The organism is Micrococcus sp. KRD077, from assembly GCF_017168505.1.
GTDB classification, from domain to species: domain Bacteria; phylum Actinomycetota; class Actinomycetes; order Actinomycetales; family Micrococcaceae; genus Micrococcus; species Micrococcus luteus.
On record NZ_JABFAZ010000043.1, the window covers coordinates 1 to 7807 of the forward strand.

The 7807-nt window shown below is 71.8% G+C and carries 8 protein-coding genes; 1 reads left to right on the forward strand and 7 read right to left on the reverse strand.

What is annotated here, in order from left to right:
• On the forward strand, positions 1-709 hold a 709-nt coding region (locus J1M39_RS10770; RefSeq protein WP_206496772.1), incomplete at its 5' end, for an A/G-specific adenine glycosylase.
• Between the two features lie 37 nt (positions 710-746).
• Here the strand turns inward: J1M39_RS10770 and J1M39_RS10775 are convergent.
• The 7 genes from J1M39_RS10775 to J1M39_RS10805 form a co-directional block, all read right to left on the reverse strand.
• Positions 747-1262 (reverse strand): amino-acid N-acetyltransferase, encoded by a 516-nt coding sequence (locus J1M39_RS10775; protein ID WP_002856080.1) that lies wholly within the window; start codon positions 1260-1262, stop codon positions 747-749.
• 96 nt (positions 1263-1358) lie between these two features.
• Positions 1359-1541 carry an Rv0909 family putative TA system antitoxin gene (locus J1M39_RS10780; protein ID WP_041104640.1) on the reverse strand — a complete coding sequence of 61 codons (183 nt, stop codon included), beginning with the start codon at positions 1539-1541 and terminating at the stop codon, positions 1359-1361.
• Positions 1542-1868: 327 nt separating this feature from the next.
• The gene (locus tag J1M39_RS10785) at positions 1869-4424 is read right to left on the reverse strand and encodes an ATP-dependent Clp protease ATP-binding subunit (protein WP_041104641.1); all 2556 of its coding nucleotides are present in this window, start codon (positions 4422-4424) and stop codon (positions 1869-1871) included.
• Between the two features lie 156 nt (positions 4425-4580).
• The gene (locus tag J1M39_RS10790; protein ID WP_370446019.1) at positions 4581-4964 is read right to left on the reverse strand and encodes a histone-like nucleoid-structuring protein Lsr2; all 384 of its coding nucleotides are present in this window, start codon (positions 4962-4964) and stop codon (positions 4581-4583) included.
• A gap of 83 nt (positions 4965-5047) precedes the next feature.
• Positions 5048-5287: a hypothetical protein gene (locus tag J1M39_RS10795; protein WP_041104642.1), complete on the reverse strand. Its 240-nt coding sequence runs from the start codon at positions 5285-5287 to the stop codon at positions 5048-5050.
• 1 nt (position 5288) lies between these two features.
• Positions 5289-6803 carry a lysine--tRNA ligase gene (gene lysS, locus J1M39_RS10800; RefSeq protein WP_036384191.1) on the reverse strand — a complete coding sequence of 505 codons (1515 nt, stop codon included), beginning with the start codon at positions 6801-6803 and terminating at the stop codon, positions 5289-5291.
• 32 nt (positions 6804-6835) lie between these two features.
• Entirely contained in the window at positions 6836-7792 is a 957-nt protein-coding gene (locus J1M39_RS10805; RefSeq protein ID WP_446740328.1) for a 2-hydroxyacid dehydrogenase, read from the reverse strand.
• Positions 7793-7807: the final 15 nt, after the last annotated feature.

Below are 7807 nucleotides of genomic sequence, written 5' to 3' on the forward strand. Positions count from 1 at the left end.
CCTGGCCGCCGCCCCCACCGCAGACGTGCTCACGGCCTGGGACCGACTCGGCTACCCGCGCCGGGCCCTGCGCCTCCAGGAGGCCGCCCGGGCCGTCGTCGGGCGCCACGACGGCCGGGTGCCGGCCGACCCCGCCGCCCTGCGCGCCCTGCCCGGCATCGGCGAGTACACGGCCGCGGCGGTCGCGAGCTTCGCGTTCGGCGTCCCCGAGACCGTCGTGGACACCAACGTGCGCCGGGTGATCGCGCGCGCGGTCGCGGGTGAGGCCCTGCCCGGCAGGTCGCTGACCCGCGCCGAGATGCGCCGCGCCCAGGCCCTCATGCCCGAGGACCCCGCCCGCGCCAACGCGTGGAACGCGGCCGTCATGGAACTCGGGGCCCTCGTCTGCACCGCCCGCTCCCCCGCCTGCGACCGCTGCCCGCTGGCGGAGACGTGCGCGTGGGTCGCAGCGGGCTCCCCGCCGCCGGTGGAGGTGCCGCGCGGCCAGGCCTGGGCCGGCACGGACCGTCAGGTGCGCGGGGCCGTGATGGCCGCCGTCCGCGAGCACGGGCGCGTGGCCGAGGCGGAGGTGCCCGCCGTCGTCGTGGCCGGGGGGCGGCTCGGGTCGCACCGCCCCGACGACGCGCAGTGGGCGCGGTGCGTCGCCGGGCTCGTGTCGGACGGGCTGCTGGCCCGGGACGACGACGGCGGCCTCACCTTCCCGGCCTGACCTCGCCGGGGCCTGGGGCGGCCCGCGGTGCGGCGGCTCAGAGGCGGCGGATCATCCGCGTGTTGCCGAGCGTGTTCGGCTTGACCCGGGCGAGGTCCAGGAACTCGGCGACGCCCTCGTCCGTGGAGCGCAGCAGTTCCGCGTAGACCTCCGGGTCCACGGCGGACTGGTCCGCCATCACCTCGAAACCGTGCCGGCGGAAGAACTCGACCTCGAAGGTCAGGCAGAAGACCCGCTCGACGCCCACGGCCCGCGCACGGTCCAGCAGCTCCTCGATGATCAGGTGCCCGACGCCGGTCCCCCGGTGGGCCTCCGAGACGGCGAGGGTGCGGACCTCGGCGATGTCCTGCCACATCACGTGGAGGGCGCCGAAGCCGGCCAGGGTCCCGTCCGCCTCCTCGGCGACCACGAACTCCTGGATGGCCTCGTAGTAGGCCACCGCCTCCTTCTGGAGCAGCACGCGCTCCCGCGCCAGCGGCTCCACGAGCGCCTGGATGACCGGGACGTCCTGGGTCCGCGCCGAGCGGAGGGTGAGGGGGCGGTCGGCAGGCATGGGGTCCAGTCTAGGCACGGACATCCCGACCCCGGACAGACGGGAGCCCCCGTCCCGGCGGACCGGGCGGGGGCTCCCGCGGCGTCGACGGCAGGCTCAGGCCTGCTGCTCGCCCTCGTCCCCGGACAGGAACTTCTCCTGCGCGCCGTCGACACCCTTGTTCACGGTGTCGCCGTGCTCGCCGAGCTTGTCGCCGTGCTGCTCCTGAGCGTTGTCCACGGCCTCGTCGATCTTGTCCGAGTGCTGGTTTGCGAGGTTGTTCAGGTCACCGATACCCATGGGCGGCCTCCTTCTTCTCGGGGCTGCCCCGCAGCCGTCCCGGCGAGCGCCGGGTCGAAGCGGAGACAGGACCACCGTCGAGCGGTCACAGACCACAGTGGCACCGATCCCGCCGCGAGGGAACCCCTCTCGTGCCTCCGGAGAGGCGGGCCGGTTCAGCGGTCCTTCGCGAGGCCGTCCTTGATGCCGGCGGCGGTGTCGCGGACCTCGGCCCCGGCGTCCCCGCGGGGGCACGACGACGGCCCGCCGCCTCCTCCCCGAGGGGGAGGGGCGACGGGCCGTGGCCACCGGACGCGCGGTCCGGCGTCGTGGGTCAGACCCCGCAGGTCACACGGAGCGGTCGGCGTCCACCGGATCGCCGGCACCGGACTCGAGCTCGGCCAGGTCCGCACCCTCCAGGGCCTCCCGGCCGCCGGAGAACGCGAACGTCAGCTCGGCGCCCTCCCCCTCGCCCGTGGCGTCCACGGTGATGAGGGAGCCGGCCGGGATCTCGCCGAAGAGGATCTTCTCCGAGAGCTGGTCCTCCACCATCTGCTGGATGGTGCGGCGCAGCGGGCGGGCGCCCATGGCCGGATCGTAGCCGCGGTCCGCGAGCAGATCCTTGGCGGACTGGGTGAGCTCGATGGACAGGTCCTGCTCCGCCAGGCGCTTGCCGAGGCGGGAGACGAACAGGTCCACGATCTCCACGATCTCGTGCTTCTGCAGCTGCGGGAACACGATCACGTCGTCCACACGGTTGAGGAACTCGGGGCGGAAGTGCTGGCGCAGCTCCTCCTTGACCTTGCCCTTCATCCGCTCGTACCCGGTGGTGGTGTCCGTGGCCGACTGGAAGCCGGTCATGACGCCCTTGGAGATGTCCCGGGTGCCGAGGTTCGTGGTCATGATGATCACGGTGTTCTTGAAGTCCACCACACGGCCCTGCGAGTCGGTCAGGCGACCGTCCTCGAGGATCTGCAGCAGGGAGTTGAACAGGTCCTGATGGGCCTTCTCCACCTCGTCGAACAGCACCACGGAGAACGGACGGCGGCGGACCTTCTCGGTGAGCTGGCCGCCCTCCTCGTAGCCCACGTAGCCGGGAGGGGCGCCGAACAGACGCGAGACGGTGTGCTTCTCCTGGAACTCGGACATGTCCAGCGTGATGAGCGCGTCCTCGTCCCCGAAGAGGAACTCCGCGAGGGACTTGGCCAGCTCCGTCTTGCCGACGCCGGTGGGGCCGGCGAAGATGAACGACCCCGAGGGGCGGTTCGGGTCCTTCAGGCCCGCGCGGGTGCGGCGGATGGCGCGGGACAGGGACTTGATGGCCTCGTCCTGGCCGATCACGCGGCGGTGGAGCTCGTCCTCCATGTTGCGCAGGCGGTCCGTCTCCTCCTCGGTGAGCTTGAACACCGGGATGCCGGTGGACTTGGAGAGCACCTCGGCGATGAGGTCCTCGTCCACCGTGGCGACGTCGGCGTCCGCGCCGGTGCGCCACGCCTGCTCCTTCTCGCGGCGCTCGTCCCCGAGCTGCTGCTCCTGGTCCCGCAGGCGGGCGGCGCCCTCGAAGTCCTGGCCGTCGATGGCGGCCTCCTTCTGGGTGCGCACCTCCGCGATCCGGGACTCGTAGGCCTTGATCTCCGGCGGCACGGTCATGCGACGGATGCGCAGACGCGCGCCGGCCTCGTCGATCAGGTCGATGGCCTTGTCCGGCAGGTGCCGGTCGGAGACGTAGCGGTCCGCCAGGCCGGCGGCGGCCTTGAGCGCGCCGTCGGTGATGGAGACCTTGTGGTGCGCCTCGTAGCGGTCCCGCAGGCCGCGCAGGATCTCCGTGGCGTCCTCGACGGACGGCTCGGCGACCTGGATCGGCTGGAAGCGGCGCTCGAGCGCGGCGTCCTTCTCGATGTGCTTGCGGTACTCGTCCAGCGTGGTGGCGCCGATGGTCTGCAGCTCACCGCGGGCCAGCATCGGCTTGAGGATGCTGGCGGCGTCGATCGCGCCCTCGGCCGCACCCGCCCCGACGAGGGTGTGGATCTCGTCGATGAACAGGATGATGTCCCCGCGCGTGCGGATCTCCTTGAGCACCTTCTTCAGGCGCTCCTCGAAGTCGCCGCGGTAGCGGGAGCCGGCCACGAGGGAGCCGAGGTCCAGCGAGTAGAGCTGCTTGTCCCTGAGCGTCTCCGGGACGTCGCCGCGGTCGATCGCCTGGGCCAGGCCCTCGACGACGGCGGTCTTGCCGACGCCGGGCTCGCCGATGAGCACGGGGTTGTTCTTGGTGCGGCGGGAGAGCACCTGCATGACGCGCTCCATCTCACCCGCACGCCCGATGACGGGATCCAGCTTGCCGTCGTGCGCGGCCGCGGTGAGGTTGCGTCCGAACTGGTCCAGCACCACGGAGCCGGCGTTCTGGCCGGCCTCGCCGCCCTGGCCCACCCCGGCACCCGCGGTCTCCTTGCCACCCTGGGCGCCGCCCTGGTAGCCGGAGAGCAGCTGGATGACCGTCTGACGGACGCGGTTCAGGTCCGCGCCGAGCTGCACGAGGACCTGGGCGGCCACGCCCTCGCCCTCGCGGATCAGGCCGAGCAGGATGTGCTCGGTGCCGATGTAGTTGTGGCCGAGCTGCAGCGCCTCGCGCAGGGACAGCTCGAGCACCTTCTTGGCGCGCGGCGTGAAGGGGATGTGGCCGGGCGGGTTCTGCTGACCCTGGCCGATGTCCTCCTGCACCTTCTCTCGCACGGCGCCCAGGGAGATGTCCATGGACTCCAGTGCCTTGGCTGCGACGCCCTCACCCTCGTGGATCAGACCGAGCAGGATGTGCTCGGTGCCGATGTAGCTGTGGTTGAGCATGCGCGCCTCTTCCTGGGCGAGCACGACCACCCGCCGGGCGCGGTCGGTGAATCTCTCGAACATGGGCACACTCCTTGCGTACGGTCGTGGTCGACACTACGCACCCGGACCGCGTGCCGCGCGGCTGTTCGCCAGCGGGAGAAGCGGCCCGGCCGTCCTCGGGAGGGGCCGGAACGAGGCCCGGGGACGCCGATTCCTCGACGCACCCGGGCGGGACGCTCACTTGCGCTTCGCGTTGCGGTAGGCCTCCACCACGTCGCGGTGCAGGCGACCGCGGCTCGAGACCTCGTAGCCGTTCTCGGCCGCCCACTTGCGGATCTGGGCGGCCTCGACCTTGGGCGACGGCGGCGCCACGGCGCGGCCCTTCTTCATGTAGGGCTTCAGGAACTCACGGAGTTCCGCAGCGTGCTCCTTCGACAGGTCGATCTCGTAATTGCGACCGTCCAATGCAAAGTTCACGGTCTCATCTGCAGGCGAACTGTCAAGATCATCCACGAGGACCACTTCTACCTTCTGTGCCAACGGTGATTCCCACTTTCTTCTCTCGTGCGCGTGTCCCTGGGTTCCGGTCTTCGCTCTCGGGGTTCTTTCCCGCGTGCTCACGATTCCGGCCGTGCACTTGTGGTGATTCAAGAATACCGCAACGAAGCCGGGCAGAAGGATTCTTCAACGCCGGGGAAGGAATCTCACCGGGCGCGGTCCTCCGGATCAGCCCCCGGCCCTCCCTCGGCTCGGCGTCGGGCCGCCCACTCACGGGCCTCGGCCTCCTCGCGGGCCGCCCGCGCGTCCGCGCCCGAGAGCCGGCGGGCCTGACTCTCGCGCTCACCCGTGTCCGAACGCAGCAGGGAGCGCATCACCAGCCAGAAGATGAGCCCGAGGCCGATCGAGGGGGCGAGGACGGAGAAGTAGTCCCAGAAGGCGGCCATGTCAGGCCTCCGGCTTGAGCAGCGGGAAGAGGATGGTCTCGCGGATGCCGGCGTCCGTGAACAGCATCACCAGGCGGTCGATGCCCAGGCCGATGCCGCCCATGGGCGGGGCGCCGTACTCGAGGGCGCGCAGGAAGTCCTCGTCCAGCTGCATCGCCTCGTCGTCGCCGGCGGCCGCCATCGCCGACTGGGCGGTCAGGCGCTCGCGCTGGATGACGGGGTCGATCAGCTCGGAGAACGCGGTGCCGCGCTCCATGCCGCCGATGATCAGGTCCCAGGCCTCGATGACCCGGTCGTCCGAGCGGTGCGGGCGCGCGAGCGGCTGGGCGGCCGGCGGGTAGTCGTACACGAACGTGGGGTTCATCAGGGTGGGCTCCACGATCTCGCCGAACAGCTCGATCACGAGCTTCTCCGCGTCCCACGCGGGGTCCACCTTGACCTCGTGCTCCGCGGCGATCGCCCGCAGCGTCTCGGCGTCCGTCTCCGGGGTGATCTCGCGGCCCACGGCCTCGGACAGCCCCGGGTACACGGCGACCCAGGCCCACTCGCCGTCGAGGTCGATGACGCCCTTCGCGGTCTCGAGCCGACGCCCGGCGCCCACCGCGTCCGCGGCGTTGAGGATGATCTCCTGCATGCGCTCGGCCATGACGTGCATGTCCGCCCACGCCTCATAGGACTCGAGGGTGGTGAACTCGGGCGAGTGGGTCGAGTCCACGCCCTCGTTGCGGAACACGCGGCCGATCTCGAACACGCGGTCGATGCCGCCGACGACGGCGCGCTTGAGGTACAGCTCGGTGGCGATGCGCAGGGTCATCGGCTGGTCGAACGCGTTGAGGTGCGTCTCGAAGGGACGTGCGAGGGCGCCGCCGTGGACCAGCTGGAGCATCGGGGTCTCCACCTCCACGTAGCCGTGGCCCTCGAGGGTGCGCCGCACCGCCGAGGTGACCTTGGCCCGGGTGTAGACCATGCGGCGGGCCTCCTCGCGCACGATCAGGTCCGCGTAGCGCTGGCGGACGCGGGTCTCCTCGTTCAGGTCCGCGTGCAGCACGGGCAGGGGGCGCAGCGCCTTGGAGGCCATCTCCCACGCCGAGGCCATGATGGACAGCTCGCCGCGGCGCGAGACGATCACCTCGCCGGTGACGGAGAGGAAGTCGCCCAGGTCCACGACCTTCTTCCACTCGGCCAGGGACTCCTCACCGACGGCGGCCAGGGACACCATGACCTGGAGGCGGACGGCCTCCCCGTCCGCGCCGGACTCCTGCAGGGTGGCGAAGCAGAGCTTGCCGGTGTTGCGGAGGAAGACGACGCGCCCGGTCACCGACACGGTCTCGCCCGAGGTCCAGTCGGGCTCGTGGCCGTCGAACCGCTCACGCACCTCGGCCAGCGCGTGGGTGCGCGGCACCTGCACGGGGTAGGCCTCGCGGCCCGAGGCGAGCAGCTGCTCACGCTTGGCGGCGCGGACGGCCTGCTGATCGTGGTGGTCGACGGCGGCGGAGGCGGAGTTCTGGGTGGTCACGGTCCCCGAGTCTACCGACGGCGCCCCGCCGGTCAGCCGCGCACCTCGGGGTTGACGAGGGCCGGGGCCTCCGCGCCCGTGGCCATGGCGATCGCGTTGCGCGCGGCCAGCTCGGCCATCGCGGCGCGGGTGTCCCGGGTGGCGGAGCCCAGATGCGGCAGGAGCATCACGTTCTCCAGCTCGGCCAGGCCCGGGGCGAGGGCGGGCTCGTCCTCGTAGACGTCCAGACCGGCGCCGAAGAGCCGCCCCTCGCGCAGGGCGGTGACGAGGGCCGCCTCGTCCACCACGGGCCCCCGGGCCGTGTTGACGAGGACGGCGTCGTCCTTCATCTTCGCGATCACGTCCGCATCCACGAGGTGATGGGTGTCGTCCGTCAGGGGCACGTGGAGGGACAGGACGTCCGCGACCTCGACGAGCTCCTCCCAGCGGACCTGACGGACGCGGCCGGCGAGGTCGCCGAGCTCCGCGGCCGCGACCTCCCGGTGCGCGGGCGGCCGCGGCGCGAACACGACCTCCATGCCGAAGGCGAGCGCACGCTCGGCCACCGCCTTGCCGATCCGCCCGAAACCGGCCAGGCCCAGGGTCGCGCCACGCACGTCCCGGCCCACGAGCAGGTCCGGCGCCCAGCCGTGGAAGCGTCCCTCGCGCACCATCCGCTCACCCTCGGGGGCACGGCGGGTCACCCCGAGGATCAGGAGCATCGCGATGTCCGCGGTGGCGTCCGTGAGCACGTCCGGGGTGTTGCCGACGGCGATCCCCCGCCGCGTCGCGGCGGCCACGTCCACGTTGTTGTAGCCGACCGCGTAGTTGGCGATGCCCCTGATCCGCGCGTCGGCGAGCACGTCGGCGGTGAACTTCTGGTCCAGGGCCGCGACGACGACGTCGTAGCCAAGACCCGCGACCGCTACGTGGAGGCGTACGAGCGCCTGACGGGCCGCCCCTTCGACGCCTGACCCGCACTTTCGAACGTGGGGTAGGCCCTCTGCCACGTTCGAAAGCGCGTC